Annotated in this window: 15 protein-coding genes; 13 read left to right on the top strand and 2 right to left on the bottom strand. The window is 59.1% G+C overall.

The genetic code is table 11. The annotated features are described in order from the left end of the window. Window positions 1-38 precede the first annotated feature (38 nt). Window positions 39-1,034: a biotin synthase BioB gene (gene bioB, locus KUF59_RS07570; RefSeq protein WP_258769096.1), complete on the bottom strand. Its 996-nt coding sequence runs from the start codon at window positions 1,032-1,034 to the stop codon at window positions 39-41. 115 nt (window positions 1,035-1,149) lie between these two features. On the opposite strand from bioB, the gene KUF59_RS07565 reads away from it, so the two are divergent. The 10 genes from KUF59_RS07565 (at window position 1,150) to KUF59_RS07520 (ending at window position 11,236) form a co-directional block, all read left to right on the top strand. Then, entirely contained in the window at window positions 1,150-1,782 is a 633-nt protein-coding gene (locus KUF59_RS07565) for a GntR family transcriptional regulator (RefSeq protein WP_258769095.1), read from the top strand. A gap of 153 nt (window positions 1,783-1,935) precedes the next feature. Further along, complete coding sequence (locus tag KUF59_RS07560) at window positions 1,936-2,271, top strand: Dabb family protein (protein ID WP_258769094.1); 336 nt, start codon at window positions 1,936-1,938, stop codon at window positions 2,269-2,271. A gap of 87 nt (window positions 2,272-2,358) precedes the next feature. Further along, entirely contained in the window at window positions 2,359-3,768 is a 1,410-nt protein-coding gene (gene pabB, locus KUF59_RS07555) for an aminodeoxychorismate synthase component I (protein WP_408918111.1), read from the top strand. Continuing rightward, complete coding sequence (locus tag KUF59_RS07550) at window positions 3,765-4,349, top strand: anthranilate synthase component II (RefSeq protein ID WP_258769093.1); 585 nt, start codon at window positions 3,765-3,767, stop codon at window positions 4,347-4,349. Before pabB ends, KUF59_RS07550 begins: the two co-directional genes overlap by 4 nt. A 390-nt stretch (window positions 4,350-4,739) precedes the next feature. Beyond that, a complete protein-coding gene (locus tag KUF59_RS07545; protein WP_258769092.1) occupies window positions 4,740-6,062 on the top strand; it encodes a lysine N(6)-hydroxylase/L-ornithine N(5)-oxygenase family protein in 1,323 nt (440 codons plus the stop codon). Next, complete coding sequence (locus tag KUF59_RS07540; RefSeq protein WP_258769091.1) at window positions 6,059-7,294, top strand: MFS transporter; 1,236 nt, start codon at window positions 6,059-6,061, stop codon at window positions 7,292-7,294. Before KUF59_RS07545 ends, KUF59_RS07540 begins: the two co-directional genes overlap by 4 nt. A gap of 31 nt (window positions 7,295-7,325) precedes the next feature. Beyond that, the gene (locus KUF59_RS07535; RefSeq protein WP_258769090.1) at window positions 7,326-8,105 is read left to right on the top strand and encodes a phytanoyl-CoA dioxygenase family protein; all 780 of its coding nucleotides are present in this window, start codon (window positions 7,326-7,328) and stop codon (window positions 8,103-8,105) included. 24 nt (window positions 8,106-8,129) lie between these two features. Then, the gene (locus KUF59_RS07530; RefSeq protein WP_258769089.1) at window positions 8,130-8,459 is read left to right on the top strand and encodes a cupin domain-containing protein; all 330 of its coding nucleotides are present in this window, start codon (window positions 8,130-8,132) and stop codon (window positions 8,457-8,459) included. 1 nt (window position 8,460) lies between these two features. Continuing rightward, window positions 8,461-10,044 carry a class I tRNA ligase family protein gene (locus KUF59_RS07525; RefSeq protein ID WP_258769087.1) on the top strand — a complete coding sequence of 528 codons (1,584 nt, stop codon included), beginning with the start codon at window positions 8,461-8,463 and terminating at the stop codon, window positions 10,042-10,044. Between the two features lie 10 nt (window positions 10,045-10,054). Further along, window positions 10,055-11,236 carry an aminotransferase-like domain-containing protein gene (locus KUF59_RS07520; protein ID WP_258769086.1) on the top strand — a complete coding sequence of 394 codons (1,182 nt, stop codon included), beginning with the start codon at window positions 10,055-10,057 and terminating at the stop codon, window positions 11,234-11,236. Window positions 11,237-11,528: 292 nt separating this feature from the next. Here the strand turns inward: KUF59_RS07520 and KUF59_RS07515 are convergent, their stop codons facing one another. Beyond that, window positions 11,529-11,816, bottom strand: a complete 288-nt coding sequence (locus KUF59_RS07515) for a hypothetical protein (RefSeq protein WP_258769085.1) — start codon at window positions 11,814-11,816, stop codon at window positions 11,529-11,531. Window positions 11,817-12,303: 487 nt separating this feature from the next. Between KUF59_RS07515 and KUF59_RS07510 the strand changes: the two genes are divergently transcribed. The 3 genes from KUF59_RS07510 (at window position 12,304) to KUF59_RS07500 (ending at window position 15,607) form a co-directional block, all read left to right on the top strand. After that, a complete protein-coding gene (locus tag KUF59_RS07510; protein ID WP_258769084.1) occupies window positions 12,304-13,623 on the top strand; it encodes a M16 family metallopeptidase in 1,320 nt (439 codons plus the stop codon). Beyond that, window positions 13,620-14,993, top strand: a complete 1,374-nt coding sequence (locus KUF59_RS07505) for a M16 family metallopeptidase (protein ID WP_258769083.1) — start codon at window positions 13,620-13,622, stop codon at window positions 14,991-14,993. Before KUF59_RS07510 ends, KUF59_RS07505 begins: the two co-directional genes overlap by 4 nt. A gap of 344 nt (window positions 14,994-15,337) precedes the next feature. Beyond that, complete coding sequence (locus KUF59_RS07500) at window positions 15,338-15,607, top strand: hypothetical protein (RefSeq protein WP_258769082.1); 270 nt, start codon at window positions 15,338-15,340, stop codon at window positions 15,605-15,607. The last annotated feature ends 587 nt before the right edge of the window (window positions 15,608-16,194 follow it).

Genomic DNA, 16,194 nt, shown 5'->3' with positions numbered 1-16,194 from the left:
GAGGTCTGTACACGGGCTCGGTCACTGCCGCTTTTGGTTCAGGCAAGGGCAGATGTGATGCCGAGCTTGGTCAACAACTTGACGTCGCGGTGGGCTGTCGGATTTTTAGTCGTGAGCAGCACGTCCCCGATGAAAATTGAATTTGCACCGGCCAAAAAGCACAGCGCGTGCAATTCATCGGTGATGTCATGCCGTCCGGCGGACAACCGAATCACGCTTCTGGGCATCATGATCCGAGCGGTTGCGACCAGGCGTACCAGCGCGATCGGATCGGGAGCCTCCGCGGTATCAACGACCGGAACCCCCTTGACCTCGCTCCAAAGATTGATCGGCACGCTTTCCGGAGGCTTTGAGAGATTGGCGAGCAGGACGAGCATGTCGAGCCGATCCTGGGCGCGCTCGCCCATGCCGATAATGCCGCCGCAGCAGACCTTGATTCCCGCCTCGCGCACGCGCTCAAGCGTGTCAATTCGGTCCTGCAGCGAGCGGGTGGTGATGATCCTGCCGTAAAAATCAGGCGAGGTGTCCACATTGTGATTGTAGAAGTCGAGCCCCGCCTCGGAAAGCCGTGCCGCCTGTTTCGGCGTCAGCATGCCGAGCGTGACGCAGGTTTCCATGCCAAGATCTTTGACCGCGCTGACCATCTCGCAGACCCGATCGAGATCGCGGTCCTTCGGACTTCGCCAAGCCGCAGCCATGCAGAAGCGGGTCGCGCCTGCCTTCTTGGCGCGCTGCGCGGCGGTGACGACGTCGCTGCGATCCATCAGGCGGGTCGCTTTCACCCCCGTCTCGTAGCGCGCGCTCTGCGCGCAGTAGCCGCAGTCTTCCGGGCAGCCCCCCGTCTTGACGCTGAGCAGGCTAGCTGTTTCGACGTGGTTTGGATCGAAGTTGTCGCGATGAACGCTTTGCGCTCGAAACATCAGCTCAGCGAAGGGCAGCTCATAGAGCGCTTCGGCATCAGTGCGTTTCCATGTCCCACCGACCTGCGCGAGCTCGCAGCTTCCGTCCCGGTCAACTCCATCACAAACGTCCATGAGCCCCCAAGTCCATAATCATAGATAACCACGCGAATTATCTATCGTCAGCGACATAGGATCGATGCTAGTCGAAGTGTTATCGGGGCGCACCCATTTTTACGATAGATAATCTATGATGAGCGGGAACAGGACAACTGCTGGACGCATCGCCGAGTCGATTGGCGAGCGCATTATCAACGGCGCACTGCAGCCGAACTTCCCGCTTCGGCAAGATCATGTCGCGCGAGAATTCAATTCAAGTCACGTCCCGGTGCGCGAGGCTTTTCGACAACTGGAGGCTCAACATCTTGTCGTGAGTGCACCTCGTCGAGGCGTGAGGGTTGCTCCGCTCGACACGAACTCGGTGAAGGAGATCGCCGAGATGCGTGCAGCGCTCGAGGTGGTCGCGCTGCGCAATGCAGCTCCAAAGCTCTCATCGGTCCACTTGGCACGCATCGAACTTGCCCTGATTGAAGGAGACAATGCCCAGACGATTGAGGAGTTTGAGATGGCCAACCGGGCCTTTCACTACGCCCTGGTTGCGCCGTGTGCGATGCCGCGCCTGCTTGCAAGTCTCGACGAACTTCAGCTTGCCAATTCTCGGCTGGTCTTCGCGATGGCGCGCACGGCCGGCTGGCGCCCACGGTCCAACCAAGATCATCGCCTGATTTTCCAGGCCCTGCGAGCGCGCAACCTTGACCAAGCCTGTAATCTGCTCGCGCGTCACATTCAAACCATCGAGCACCTGGCCCTTCAGACCTCCTGATCAAGAAACGTCTGACGAGGCGAGTTACGGAGTGCGGCACAACAGCGCGAACAATCGATCATCAACCAGCGATGCAGCAGAGTTGCGTTGCGGAAGCCGCGATCCCAAGTTAGTTATGCGCCCCCATCTGTAAAAGCACGCCTAGAGCTATCCATGATCCGTCACATCGTTTTGTTCACTGCCAAGGATGAGGCGCACATTGACCGGATCATCGAAGGCCTTTCGGTTCTGTCGACCATTCCGCATGCAAGCCGGCTGGAGGTTGCTCGCAACCGCAAGCGCGACCAGCTCGGCAACGACATCGACGTCATCGTTTATGGCGAGTTCGAGAACGAGGCGGAACTGGCAGCTTACAAAGCGCATGACCTATACCAAGAATCGATCAGGCGGGTACGTCCACTCCGCGAGCTGCGGTTCGCGGCGGACTACGATGTATCAAGCGATGTGCGGTTCCTCACTCGCCGCGCCGTATCCACAGGCGGAGGCTAAGCTGAGCGTCAGTTTCATGAGCTTGCAAGCTCCGATCTATACTCGTTTGGCGGCCCATCCTCGGGAGCGCGCGGATACAAGTTGCCAGTGACCGATAGCCCGATTCACGTCCGCCAACTGCCATGGATGACCCCCGTCACAGCAATGCGGCGCCTCGCCCACCGAACTTGTCTTACGTTCCTTGATAGCGCAGCAAGCCAGGAGCCGCTGGGGCGCTATTCCTATCTGACCTGCGACCCTTTCGGCACTTATATGGTCGCGGACGGGCGGCCGAGTTGGAACGGGCAGTGTCTTGACGACGATCCATGGGGAGCCCTTCGCACGCTCCTTGCTAGGTATCAGCAAGAGCATCGGCCTGATCTGCCGCCATTTCAGGGCGGAGCGGCCGGGGTCTTTGGGTACGATCTGAACAGGACGTTGGAGCGATTGCCCGTGCCGGCAGCCTCCGGACACCGCTTACCTCAAGCAATCCTGCATTTCTATGACGTAGTCGTCAGCTACGATCACCGCGAGAACAGATGCTGGATCGTTTCTACAGGCTGGCCGGAGCAGGATCCCGCGCGCCGAGCTGCGCGTGCACGCCGTCGAGCCAATGAGTTTGCAGCTCTCCTTGCCACCTCAAGCTTGGCGAGGAATGACGCCCACGGCGCGGTCGGACCCTGGCACTCGAACTTCAGCCGCGCGGGTTACATTGCGGCGGTTCAGCGCGTGATCGACCTGATTCAGGCCGGAGACGTCTTTCAAGTCAATATTGCGCAGCGTTTCAGCGCCCGGCTACCGACCTCATTTGATCCGGTCGCCTTCTACTGCCAACTGCGGTCATTGAACCCTGCACCGTTCGCAGCACTGCTGCGTTACGGCAATCTCACAATTGCATCAAGCTCGCCGGAGCGTTTCCTGAAGCTCGACGGACGGCAGGTCGAAACACGCCCCATCAAAGGCACGGGCGCGCGCTCCACTGAGCCCATTGAAGATCAGCGCCAGGCTCAACTCCTGGTCTCATCCGACAAAGATCGTGCCGAGAACATCATGATCGTCGACCTCCTGCGGAGTGATCTGTCACGTGTATGCACCCCGCATTCTGTTGAAGTTCCTGCGCTGTGCAATCTCGAAACCTACGCCTCTGTGCACCACCTCGTATCAGTCGTTACGGGGGATCTAGAAAAGAGCCAAGACGCCGTCGCCCTTCTTCGCGCCTGCTTTCCAGGCGGCTCCGTTACCGGGGCGCCGAAGGTGAGATCGATGGAAATTATCACGGAGATCGAGCGAGTAACGCGAGAGGTCTATTGCGGAGCGATCGGGTTCATCGCCTTTAGCGGCCACATGGATACGAATATTGCGATCCGCACTGTCACGATCGACGACGGCTTGGCTGTGTTTCACGCAGGTGGCGGGATAACGGCGATGTCGGATCCAGCGGCCGAATACGATGAGACACTCGCCAAAGCACAGCGAATGTTTGATGCATTTGCCGCCAATTCTTCCGGTGGCTCTTGATTGTCATCATCGACAACTACGATTCCTTCGTCTTCAACATTGCCCGTTACTTCCGCCGGCTTGGTGAAGCAACGGAAGTGGTCCGGAACGATGTGATCAGCACCGGCGCTATCCTCTGTCTCAAGCCACGCGCCGTTGTCATCTCCCCAGGTCCGTGTTCCCCGACAGAAGCGGGAATATCTACCTCGATCGTTCGCGAGCTTTCAGGCCATCTCCCGATTTTAGGCATCTGCCTTGGGCACCAGTGCATCGGCAGTGTTTTCGGCGGACGGGTGGCACGTGCTCGTCGCCCCATGCACGGTCGGTCCTCACATGTCACGCATGACGGCCAAGGGCTATTTGAGGGACTCCCTTCTCCTCTTTGCGTGGGGCGCTACCATTCCCTTGTTGTTGAGATCGATCCGTCGAACGCGCCGCCCCTTATGGTCACGGCGCGTTCGGGCGAGGGCGAGATCATGGCCCTTGCGCATCGTGATCAACCGACCTTCGGCGTGCAGTTCCATCCCGAATCGATCCTGACCCAACAAGGAGACCTTCTCCTTAGAAACTTTTTGCGATTAGCAGAGAGCTTTCGAGCGTGAATACCCAACGCCTCCGCCGCAATTAGGTATCGGCATTCCGAGCGCTTCAAGTCGTATCGCACACGGCCATCTGTTTCCGCCAGCAGCCCATAGAGCGCGCGCTTTCAGCCGACGCGAGGGGCGCTTACGTCGTCCAGTCACGACCATAACCCATATCTGGCGGCGATCTACGCCCATCGACCCATCTTTTCGCCGTCCCCGAGACTACACCGCAGGAGAAGCACGTTTTGCGGTCGGCGAGGAGATGCAACCTTACTCAAACATCCCCTTCAGTGCGGCGATAAAACACCTTGTATCTCACGCGATGTCAGATTGTAGGCTTCCATGCGCTGCAACTGGCCGCCTTGTTCAAGCGGGGACGACCTTACGCAAAGCGCGAGAGAAAGCTTCGTGGATACGCTGGATGTCATTGGCGTCGGGATCGGTCCGTTCAATCTCAGTCTGGCGGCGCTGATTGAACCTACGCCTCTACGCGCATTATTCCTGGAGAAGCGCGGGGCATTTTGCTGGCATCCGGGGTTGGCGTTGCCGAACAGCCGGTTGCAAGTGTCGCCATTCAAGGATTGCGTGACTTTGGTGGACCCCACCAGTCCCTATTCCTTCCTGAATTACCTCGCCATCAACGGGCGGATCTACAATTTCATCAACAAACGCAACGCTTCGACCTCGCGGCGGGAGTTCACCGACTATTACCTGTGGGTTGCACGACAACTCCGCACGCTCCGCTTCCACGAAGAAGTCTTAGACGTGGCGCCCTTCAGGGACGCCTATCGCGTCAGTACGAGCACGACCACATATCTGGCGCGCGCCGTGGTGATAGCGGTTGGCGTTGAGCCAAAGATGCCCCGGTGCGCTAAGCCCCTCATTTGCGACACGGTCTACCATGCGGCTGACTATCTTGACCGGGGTTCACCTCGGACGGAGGAGCATGTGCTCGTGGTGGGAGGTGGTCAGAGCGGCGCAGAGATTGTCGAGCTCATGCTCAATCGCCCCGATACCCCCCGGATTACCTGGGTCACTTCGCGCTCAAACCTGTTTGCAATGGATGACACCAGTTTCGTCAACGAGGCCTATATACCCAGTTATAGCAGGCGCTTTCACGCTCTGCCGCTTGCGCACCGCCGTGCCATCATCGCGCGTGAAAAGCTGACGAGCGATGGCATTTCTGCCGAACTGTGCAATCGCCTCTACGACATTTTGTATGAACGAGATGTGGAAGGTGGGCTATCTGAGAGCTTCCATTTGCTCTGCAATGTCAACCTGAAGCACATCACGCCCCTCAACAAACGCTGGCGAGTAGAACTGACCGGTCTCACCAGACAGCAGCATCGCAGCATCGTCGTTGATCGCATCGTGCTCGCCACAGGCTTTCGGCCGCGCACTCCCCTGTTTCTGCAGTCGCTCCTCAGCAGCGCGCACATGGAGAACAACCTGCCCGTGCTCGGCCCGGACTACGCGGTCAGCTTCACCCAAAAAATGCCAGGGCCAATCTATTTGCAGAATCAAAGCCGCCTGCAGCACGGGTTACAGAGCGTAAACCTGTCGCTGGTGGCCTACCGCAACAGCCTCATTATCAACAGCCTCCTCGGACAGCCGTTCTATCTGGATCGATCTGAACACTCGCTCGACGAATACGAGAGTCCAGACCATGCAGAGCTGGACGCTGCATCGGAGGCAATGACATCGGCGGAAAACATGAGCGCGATCACATGAGCGCGGCCCGGTCCTCTATCTTACGTATTGTCGATGTGCCCGCTGGAGCTGCGGACCGCCTCGCTTGCAGATTGCCCTACCGCGCCTCCGGACCATTTTTGCTAGCATCGAGTGTCATCGCTGCTGCCTATGGCTCGAGCTTCATCTTGCCGGAATATATGGAAATTCTAGGTCTTGAGCGCGAGGTCGCGGGCTCCATTATCTCCAGTGGCATGGTTGCGACAATCGTGTGTTGTTGCCTGGCAGGCCGCCTGGCTCAGCGTATCGGCATTATGCCGACGATGGCTGCCGCCTCGATCGTGATGGCGCTGGCTATGGCAGCCTTTGCCGCCGCAGCGTTAGATGCGCGACTAGCCTATGCAGGCGGCATGCTCGTCGGTGTGGGATGGTCCGTGCTGTTCATCCTGTCGCCGCTGCAGATCATCCGCCATCTACGCCCCACGGCCCGTATCCAACATCTGACGATCTTGTCTGGCGCACAGATGGCCGGGCTCGGCCTAGCGGCTCCGCTCGGCCACTTTCTAACTGAATACACCGGCTCAATGGCGATCATGTACGCATTGTTCGCAATCGCCTGTGTCATCGCGGCCATCTGCATAGGCGTGGCATGGCATGCCATGTTGAGCATCCCCTCGGTGCCCATGCCTCACATCGAGGTCACCTTGGCCAAGACGGTCGCCCTGCTTCGACATGCGACGGCCGCGCCGATTCTCATGATCGCGGTTGCGGCCTGCATTTTCTCAGGACTCTCGATATACCAGAGCGCCTATGCGGCATCGCGTCACCTCAACCCCGACCTCTTCTTCCTCGTATTCACCGTTACCAGCGTGGCGCTCCGATTCTCTGTCGCCCATATAATGGGCCGAGTGCCCGTCGAGCGGCTTGCGCTCACGCTCATTATCGCGACCGGGGCCTCATTGGCGTTGTTCATTGTCAATCCTGGCGACGATTTGCTCTATATCCTGGCCGCCGCAATTTTCGCCACAGGCTACGGGCTCAGCTATTCCACACTTAACGGAATAGCCGTCAACCTCGCCGGCGAGCATGGGCTCTCCGTACCAGTTGCCTCACAGATCTTCACCTTAGCCTATTTTCTCGGATTGTTCGGCTTTCCGGTGCTTGGAGGGCAGTTGATCTACGAATTTGGCGTCAATGCAATGTTGCTCACGCTATTGGGCGCGACCGTACTTAATGGAGTATTGGCAACCACACTCCGCCCAAAGGCAGACTAGGTCTGCGTAACATGAGAAAGGAGCTCGCAAAATGCTGACCGACGCACAAAAGGCGAAATGGCATAGGGACGGATATCTTCGGCTTGAAGGCTTCTTTGATGCACCTACCCGCGACAGGATCTCTGATTTCGTGGAGGACGTCGCGCGCTGGGACGTAAGTACCGACAAATGGATGAAGTGGTTCGAGAAGACCACCGATAATCGTAAGATTATCTCAAAGGTCGAGAACTTCCTGGACTACCATGATGCTCTACGCCAGACGCTGCTGGCCGACGGCCGCATTCGCGCTGCGATCGAGAAGCTACTCGATGAAGACACGCGGATGCTCAAGGAGCTGCTGATCTTCAAGTATCCTGATAGCGGCGGCTATCGCCCACATCAGGACATTTATCATATCCCCCACAAGATCCCGGAGCGAATGGTGCATGCCATTGCAGCCGTTGCAATCGACGACGCGGCTCCCGACAATGGAGGTTTGTTTTTCACTCCGGGGCGGCACAAGGAGGGGGTCTTTCCCATGGATGCCGGCGGCGTCATCAACCCGGACCTGGCCGAGAGCTTTGAATGGGAACCGACACCGTGGAAGGCAGGCGACGTCTTTATTTTCGACGACTACGCGCCCCACTACTCACTACCGAACAAGAGCGATTGCTCTCGCCGCGTGATCTATTTGGTGTTCCAACGGGCATCCACGGGCGGCCCTGATCGGGCCGAGTACAACCGGATGAAACGCGCCTATAACCCGCCAGAGGGCAAGGTATCTGATCTTGAAGATCTGAAAAAACCTAACGGCATCTTTTATCGTGATTGACTGCAACTGCTGGGGAAAGACGACGTGTACACGAAAGAGATCGATCGCTCCCTGATGCGAAACGAATATGGCGCGCTGGTTTGTCGCTTGCTGGAGCATTTGCCGGATGATCTCAGCCCCGAGTTCGGTGCCTCGGTCGTTGAGGTCATCCCCGGCGGCGCGGTCGATCTGCACGCACACCACGAGCACGAATTGTGGGTGCTGGTCTCCGGTGAGGGAGAATTCGAAGCGGGCGGGCAGACTCGGTCGGTGAAGGACGTGACTTTATTCTACATGGCGCCACATCAGACGCACGCTATCCGCAATCTCAGCCAGGAGAGCACCCTCAAGTTCCTCTCTATCTGGTGGGATTGACGTGCGTACCTATTTCGTATGTCCGGCTCCCCCCTGCCCTAACGGCAAATTGCATCTCGGTCACGTCGGCGGCGTATACTTGCTCGCCGACATCTTCGTGCGCTTTCAGCGTATGGCCGGCCATCGGGCGCACTACATCACCGGCGCGGATGAGCATGGCACCTATACACTTGTAAAGGCGCGAAAGCTCGGGCAAAGCGTTAGCGAGGTCGCGCAAAAGCACATTGACGAGATCTTGCAGGGCCTGCGTGCGCTGCACATCACGCCTGATGTCTTCGTGCGCACGTCCAGCGAGATACACAAGGAGAACGCTCTTTCGATTTTCCGCGAGCTGCAGGAGGCCGGTTACGTCAAGGTCCGAAATGGTGTCCAACTCTATTGCGAGCATTGCGAAGAATTTGTCGCGGATTCGCTTGCCACTGGAAATTGTCCGGCATGCAACTCAGCTACCGACAGCAATTTGTGTGAGAACTGTGGCCTGGCAATTCGGCATGACGCATTGCGTAATGCCCGGCACACCACGTGCGGCCACAAGCTTGCACTAAGGTCCATTGAGCAAGCCGTGTTCGATACGCCCCGCCTCACCCAGGCGCTGGACACAGCTATTGGACAAAGCGCCTGGCCAGAGTCCGTACGAGACAAGGCGCGAGCTTGGCTGGCGAGCGATAGGCATGGTTTGCCAATGTCGCGCCACTTCAGTCATGGTGTAGAGCTTCTTGAGCCTGAACCTTTGTTCGGCCAAACCCTGCTCACATGGTTCGAAGGCTTGTGGTGCTTCGACACCGGGATTCGTGAGCAATGCGCCAATGATTTTCGGAACGCAGAATCAACCATGCACGACCCTAGCACCCGGCTCGTGTTTTTCATGGGCCAGGACAACCGCTTCTACTACACGATAGGTGTGACCGGCGTCCTGCTCGCGCGAGGCTATCCGATTCCCACAAACCATTCGATCCAGGACTTCTACAAGCTCGAGGGCGAAAAGTTCTCGACCGGTCGCGACCATGCGCTTTGGGCCGACGAGGTAGCGCGCGAAGTGGACCCCAACGTCATTCGTTATGCGCTCGCTGGAATTGCACGGCCATTCGGCAGAGACGAAAGCGAGTTCGATGTTGACCGGCTGGTCACGGCGGCATCACACCTTCGGGTCTGGGAAGATGTATTGCGCCAATATGCAGGCAACGCACGCACATTGGACAGCAGACGTCTGCGATCTCGTCTGCGCATCCTGGCTCAGCGTTACGCGGATGCAATCGAGGAACTCCGCTTCTGGGATGCGCTTGATTTTGTCGATAGCTACTTCGAGGCAGCCGATTTTGCGCGTGATAACAGCGGCATGTGGAACGCCATGGAGATATCGCTATTCCTGAGCCTGCTGTATCCTCTGGTACCCGAGCTAGCGATCCGATATGGCCGACATTTCTTCGGTGCAGCCTGGCAGCCGTCCTTCAAGTTGGCAGCGAAAGCTAGCCTGCCACCGAAGATAGACTTCCCAGGCATCAACGCCGTGGTACCTGCGCATTTTATCGCAGCGTACAATGAGCGTTTTCGCAAGCGCCGAGCCAAGCAAAGTAGCGGGAGATGAACGAGAAGCCATGAACTCGACCGCCTCGACACGCAGCTCCCTCGCTCAGGGCTTTACACCGTTCAACTACTCAAGTGCGAAGCACGCCATCAATTTCGCCTATGGGCTCCCCGATCCGGCAATGTTCTCAGAGCTGGCCTGGCCGGACGCATTAAGCCAAAATACCGGCGTCGCCACGGCCGATCTGCTTCAATATACGGACGCGGTGGGTTTGCCCAAGCTCCGGACAAGGCTCGCACAACGCTATAATGTGCAGCATGAGGAGGTTATCCTTACCGCTGGTGCTTCACAGGCTCTGCAATTGATCGGCGACGTCTTGCTCGACCCAGGCGATATCGTCATAACCGAGGACCCGTCCTACTTGGGCGCACTGCGCATCTTTTCGATCACGGGAGCGACCATTCTCCAGCTTGGGATGAACGCCGATGGCGTCGATCTGAGCGCGCTTGAAACGACCTTGCGCCGCGAGCCCCGCGTGAAACTTTTCTACACGGCGCCAGCATTTCATAATCCGACCGGGCGCCAAATATCGCGCGCCCATATGGCGCGCGTTGCCGGGATGCTTGCCCGGCATGGCGTGGCGTTGGTGCAGGATCTCGTCTATTCGGAGTTGCCGTACAACGGTCTAGATGATTGGCTGCCGCCGGGCGGCAACGTCATAAATGTCCACAGCATCTCCAAGATCGCGGGACCCGGATTGCGAGTGGGCTGGGTGCTGGCGGATTCAGATATCATCAACAGGCTGGCGCGTCTCAAATGCGACGGCGGCGTCAGCCCTATTGTCAGCAATATCGTGTTATCGTTGCTGCAATCTAGCACACTTGATGCGCACATCGTGCGATTACGCCAGCATTATCGTACCAAGCGGGACAGCCTGCACACGCTACTGCAGCGTAGCCGGTTTTGCGCGCCAGAATATCTCCTTCCAAGCGGTGGTTTCTCGTTTTGGGTACGGCTCGCTGGCGGGATTGAGGCTGAGACTTTCATTGAGGCTGCGCGCCGCGAGCACGACGTGCACCTTGTGCATGGCCGTCATTATGGCCCGCGAAGTGGTCACCATGTACGCTTGTGCTTTAGCTACCTCCCGACGAACGTCCTCGAGGAGGGACTAGCGAGATTGGATAAGCTGCAGGCAAAGCTGCACGGCAGATCGTTACGAACGCTCGCCGAAAACGGTCGATTGGAACTGTGACATATCTGAGTGTCCAGCTGGCAGTTTTGCTCCGGCTTGATACGTAGACGAGTCTGAGAAGTGGCATTTATCAATATGCGTGTCATGGCGTCTAAAATGTTTCGCTAAGGGAAGGGATGGCTTGCAACGTCTGGTAACGATAGTCGTCCCTTATGAGCGCCGTTGGGGCGGCGGCCAGCCGAACGAAAAATCCAAAACTAAGCTGCAACAGCAGCTCCAGTTAGGCGAAGACTAAGCCGGGACTTTGGCCGTGCGAGGCGAGTATCCATTGCACGGGCCGGTCTCGTCGCGATCAGTGGCCGAGATAACGATCGGCTTTCACCACCTTCCACGGGCTTGATTGACGAGTGGCGCCTGAGCTCGCATTTGATTGCGCCAAAGTCACAGCGCTTCTGCTAAAATCAAGAGAAAGCGTTTGCAGGATTTGCATGAAATTTGAGGAGGCGACCGTAGCAATCCTGGCTTCGACTTCGCCGCCATTGGTGACAAAGGCCGCCAGCCGATCGCGCAAGGTCCGGCTGGGCGTATCGACAGCAGAATGATTATCAAGACGCTGCCGTAGGTCGCTACGCGGGTCCAACCCCGCTCCGCCCGAAGGAGGCCTCTCGATAGCCACATCGATAGCCACACCTGTCGCAAAGAGCGCCTACCGTGTCCGATGTACGACTGCGTGTGAACATGCGAACAGGCTTTTTAGGCGACCACGTTGTAGTTCAAAGAGTTTCTTCTTTGGCACGACCAATGCTTTGGGTTAGCCGGCGAACCCGGCAGACCACGATAATCCCCCTGTAGCAAGCCGATCTGTCGATTGATCATGGAGCAGCAGATAGATGACTTCGATCATGATCCCATTCCTCGTCCAGAACCAACTGCAGTGGAGCTTGCAAAAAATCATGCCAATCCAGTGGCTGACGAACAAGGTCGAGAACAATGCCGCGTCCCACCGGCCGCCAGAGCGTGCTTTCGTTCCGGAAATTCTACCTCGAGTACTGTCAAGGCTCCGGTCATCACGATCGGTTGCTTGCGTTCTAGCGCTGGTCCTGAGCTGGGCCTCCTTGACAGATGCCATGTCAGCCGAGACTCCTGCGAGCTCCGTACCCCCCAGCAGCTTCACGCTTGGTAACGGCCTCCAAGTCGTGGTGATTCCCGACCACCGCACGCCCGTGGTCACCGAGATGATCTGGTACAAGGTCGGCTCGGCGGACGAGACCGGTGGCAAATCGGGGCTCGCCCATTTCCTCGAGCATCTGATGTTCAAGGGCACGAAGAAACATCCGGTCGCCGAATTTTCCCGGACGGTGCATCGCGTCGGCGGCAACGAGAACGCCTCCACTTCGGTCGACTTTACCAACTATTTTCAGCGCGTGCCGCGCGAGCAGCTGCCGACGATGATGGAGTTCGAAGCTGATCGCTTGACCGGGCTCGTGCTCAGGGACGAGAACGTGCTGCCCGAGCGCGAGGTCGTGCTCGAAGAATACAATATGCGCGTTGCCAATAGCCCCGAGGAGCGACTGGACGAGCAGGTCAGGGCCGCGCTCTATCTCAACCACCCCTACGGCCGGCCGGTGATCGGCTGGCACCAGGAGATCGAGAAGCTTGATCGCGAGGATGCTCTGGCGTTCTACCGCCGCTTCTATGCGCCGAACAACGCGATCCTGGTAATCGCTGGCGACGTCGAGGTCGCCGACGTGCGCCCGCTGGTCGAGCGCAATTTCGGCCCGATCCCGGCACAGCCGGCGATCCCCGCGCAGCGCATACGTCCGCAAGAGCCGGAGCCCGCCGCCCCGCGCACCGTTACGCTGTCCGATCCGCGCGTCGAGCAGCCCGGCGTCCGCCGCTATTACCTTGTGCCGTCGGCAACCACAGCGGCGGCCGGCGAGAGCGCCGCACTCGAGGTGCTCGCGCAACTGATGGGCAGCGGCAGCAACTCCTATCTCTACCGCGCGCTCGTCGTCGACAAGCCGCTCACGGTCTCGGCCAGCGCCAGCTATTCGAGCATCTCGCTCGACCCGAGCCAGTTCTCGATCTCGGCCTCGCCGAAGCAGGGCGTCAGTTTCACCGAGGTCGAGGAGGTGATCGACGGCGTGATCGCCGACAACGTGCAGAACCCGATCCGCGCCGAGGATCTCGAGCGGGTCAAGACCCAGCTCATCGCGAAGGCGATCTATGCTCAGGACAATCAGACGTTGCTGGCGTACTGGTATGGCGGCGCGTTGACCACGGGCCAGTCCGTCCAGGACATCCGCAGCTGGCCGGATCGCATCCGCGCCGTCACCGCCGAACAGGTGCGCGCCGCCGCGCAAAAGTGGCTCGAGAAGAAGCGCTCGGTCACCGGCTATCTGATCAAGGACACCACAACCGCTAAGCGCGAGGAGAAGCGTTCGTGACCTATCCATTGCCTCGCGTGCGCGGCATCGCGCTCTCCGTCGTCACCTCGGTGACGCTCTCCTTAGCGTCCATCGCGCCCTCGCAGGCCGCGGCCAAGATCCAGCATCTGACCTCCCCCGGCGGTATCGAAGCCTGGTTCGTGCAGGACGCAACCGTGCCGCTGATCGCGATGGAGTATTCCTTTGCTGGCGGTGCGACACAGGATCCCAAGGACAAGCCGGGCGTCGCCAATCTCGTCGGCGACCTCCTCGACGAAGGCTCCGGCGAACTCGATTCCAAGACCTTCCACGAGCGGCTCGACCGTCGCGCCATCAAGCTCTCCTTCAGCGCCACCCGCGACACTTTTCGCGGCAGCCTGCGCATGCTCCGCGACAACAAGGACGAGGCTTTCGACCTGTTGAGGATGGCGCTGACCTTGCCGCATTTCGACACCGCGGATGTCGAGCGCATCAGGTCCCAGGTCATCTCGGGCCTGCGCCGTGACACCACCAATCCGACTGCGCTCGCCAGACGCAAGTTCCTCGAGGTCGCCTTCGGCGATCATCCGTACGGTCGGCAGACCACCGGGACGCTTGAAAGCGTGCCGACCATCACGGTCGCCGACATGAAGGATTACGTCGGCCGCATCCTCGCCAGGGACACGCTGAAGGTCGCGGTCGTCGGCGACGTCGATCCGGCAACCCTGGGCCGACTGCTCGACAAGACCTTCGGCAGTTTGCCGGCCAAGGCGAACCTCGCGCCGGTCCCCGACGTCGAGTCAGCCGCGCCGCCGCAGCGCGCCTTCGTTCCGCTCGACGTGCCGCAGACCGTGATCACCTTCGGCGGCCCCGGCGTGAAGCGCAGCGATCCGAACTTCATGGCCGCCTACGTCGTCAACCACATCCTGGGCGGCGACGGATTGTCCTCCCGGCTTTTTCACGAGGTGCGCGAGAAGCGTGGGCTTGCCTATTCGGTGCGTGAATCGCTGTTGTGGATGGAGCACTCGGCCGTCTTCATCGGCGACACCGGCACGCGCGCTGACCGCGCCGGCGACACGCTCGACGCCGTCGAGAAGGGGGTGCGCCGCATCGCCGAGGAGGGACCGACGCAGAAGGAGCTCGACGAGGCGAAGTCCTATCTCAAGGGTTCGCAGATGCTCGCGCTCGACACCTCCTCCAAGCTCGCGCTGGCGCTGCTGGAATATCAGCAGGACAAGCTGCCGATCGACTATATCGAGAAGCGCAACGCCATCGTCGATGCCGTGACGCTGGACGACGCCAAGCAGGCCGCCAAGCGCCTCTGGGGCCAGGGCCTCCTGACCGTCATCGTCGGCCGGGCACCCGGGGCGGCCCCGCAGCCCGCCGCAGCGACCACGCCGAAGTCGAACTGAGGTGCCTCATTGCCAGCAGCGTTCCACATCGAGTTCGGCACCTCGCGTCTGTTTAATGTGTGGCGCTTCGCTGACCAGCGCAAACCGGATCGGGCTGCCTTAAGCGTCCCGAAACCTAAACTAGGAGACGATGCGTTTGGCTCTAGAAGACCTCTGACACGGGGCTGGATTGAATTGTTTCACAACGAGTATTTTGAACCCGAGGGCGGCCGGCAAGGCGGCTCCTTCGAAGACAAGCGGATAAGGTGGCGTCCCTATGTTGCGACCAGCGTCTCCGCCACGTCGCGGCCTAGCTTGTGATGAACTGGCTTGTCTAACTGGACGTACTGCGCGGGAGAGCGTCAATGCGTGATTGGAAGAGCGAACTCGATGCGCTTGTCGCTGAAGCGATGGCGTTCGCCGAATCGCAGGTGGAGATCGAGCAGGCCCCGGCCTCAACCGAAGAAAGTCGTCCACGGGATGGCCTCAGCGTGCCCGACTATGGTGGCAGCGAACGCGATCAGATCAGGAAGCGGGTCGAGAGATTCAAGGCCCATCAACAGCGCTTCATGCGCGAGCGCGAGGAATATGCCAATTCGGTGCTGCACCGGATCAGGCCGATCACCAAATGCTAAAAGAGCTCGTTGAACGAGCCCTCTTAATTGTGTCGTTTCAAGCAATACGTGCTCAAAGGGCAAACCTGTGGTCGGAAACTTTCCGCTATTTCGGTCATTGATAAGCTCCCGTAGACTTGCGGCCGTCCCGAACCGCCTTATTCCGGAGCGGAGAGTTCTCTAGCTCGCTTTGTGCTAGGTTTTTCGGCCGCACATGTGCCCTCATAACGCTGCAAGCGTTCTTTGTAGAGGTTTTGGAGTGTTGCTCCGAACTTCGCGTCGCCACGCTCGTGCTTCTCTCGAAGGCGACCGGCGGACTGACTGCAACCAGCTATTTGACATTAGCTTGGTGCGGAGCCTCAAGAGGTTGTTCCCGGTCAGTCCGAGCCCGCTGATCGGCGGCCTTGAGCCGAGCGAATCTCTCGTTCTGGCCTCTTTCCGCGATCACGATGCCGTTTCTCAGCTGCGCGAGGCCGATTCCGACAAATGCTTCCCTATAATCTGCCATGGTTCGTTCCCCTCTAATGAGGATCGGCTCCGTACGCCTGAGTAACCCTCGGACGCGCAGTGTAGGCGCGAGCCACCTCACCGGAAGAGGCGGACATACG

The sequence above is a fragment of the Bradyrhizobium arachidis genome (genome assembly GCF_024758505.1).
In the GTDB taxonomy this organism is placed as follows: domain Bacteria; phylum Pseudomonadota; class Alphaproteobacteria; order Rhizobiales; family Xanthobacteraceae; genus Bradyrhizobium; species Bradyrhizobium manausense_C.
Note: the sequence above shows the minus strand (reverse complement) of the source record. Positions and strands in the feature narration are given on the sequence as shown.

Coding starts and splice junctions, on each gene's coding strand:
- bioB (WP_258769096.1), bottom strand. CDS start 1,034: ATGGACGTTTGTGATGGAGTTGACCGGGACGGAAGCTGCGAGCTCGCG.
- KUF59_RS07565 (WP_258769095.1), top strand. CDS start 1,150: ATGATGAGCGGGAACAGGACAACTGCTGGACGCATCGCCGAGTCGATT.
- KUF59_RS07560 (WP_258769094.1), top strand. CDS start 1,936: ATGATCCGTCACATCGTTTTGTTCACTGCCAAGGATGAGGCGCACATT.
- KUF59_RS07540 (WP_258769091.1), top strand. CDS start 6,059: ATGAGCGCGGCCCGGTCCTCTATCTTACGTATTGTCGATGTGCCCGCT.
- KUF59_RS07535 (WP_258769090.1), top strand. CDS start 7,326: ATGCTGACCGACGCACAAAAGGCGAAATGGCATAGGGACGGATATCTT.
- KUF59_RS07520 (WP_258769086.1), top strand. CDS start 10,055: ATGAACTCGACCGCCTCGACACGCAGCTCCCTCGCTCAGGGCTTTACA.
- KUF59_RS07510 (WP_258769084.1), top strand. CDS start 12,304: ATGTCAGCCGAGACTCCTGCGAGCTCCGTACCCCCCAGCAGCTTCACG.
- KUF59_RS07500 (WP_258769082.1), top strand. CDS start 15,338: ATGCGTGATTGGAAGAGCGAACTCGATGCGCTTGTCGCTGAAGCGATG.